We start from the raw sequence: 556 nt of genomic DNA, 5'->3' as shown, positions 1-556 counted from the left end.
GCCCCCCTGCCCCCCCGCGACCCGCAGGCCGGTGAAGCGGCCCGCGCCCTGCCCGCCGGGGTGTTCGGCGCGTCCGCCCAACAACTCAACGTGCTGGCCTGCACCCTGCTGGCCTCGTTCCTGTCTGAAGGCAGCGTCACCGCGCTGTACTACGCGGAACGGCTGATGGAATTCCCGCTGGGGGTCTTCGGCGTGGCCGTGGGGGTGGCGGCCCTGCCCGCCCTTTCCGCCCTGCCCCGGCAATCCACGCAATCCGCACAATCCGTCCCGGCTGGCCAGTCCGAACAATCTGCCCAATCGGGTCAACCGGGCCAATCGGGCCAATCGGGCCAATCGGGCCAATCGGGCCAATCCGGTGCCGCGCACCCGCACGACGCATTCCGCCGGGTGCTGGGCGATGCCCTGCGCCTTGCCCTGTTCATCAGCCTGCCCTCGGCTCTGGGCCTTGCCGCCGTGGCCGCGCCGCTGGTGGACCTGCTGTTCGGCCACGGGGCCTTCGACCGCCAGGCCGTGGACGCCACAGTGGCGGCGCTGCTGGCCTATGCGCCCAGATCGG

Annotated in this window: 1 protein-coding gene; it reads left to right on the top strand. The window is 72.1% G+C overall.

The window, feature by feature from the left end:
- A partial coding sequence (locus FVW27_RS19080) for a lipid II flippase MurJ (protein ID WP_279586664.1) occupies positions 1–556 on the top strand: 556 nt, incomplete at both ends.

It is taken from the genome of Nitratidesulfovibrio liaohensis (genome assembly GCF_011682075.1).
Classification (GTDB): domain Bacteria; phylum Desulfobacterota; class Desulfovibrionia; order Desulfovibrionales; family Desulfovibrionaceae; genus Cupidesulfovibrio; species Cupidesulfovibrio liaohensis.
This window is presented reverse-complemented; position numbering and strand designations above follow the sequence as displayed.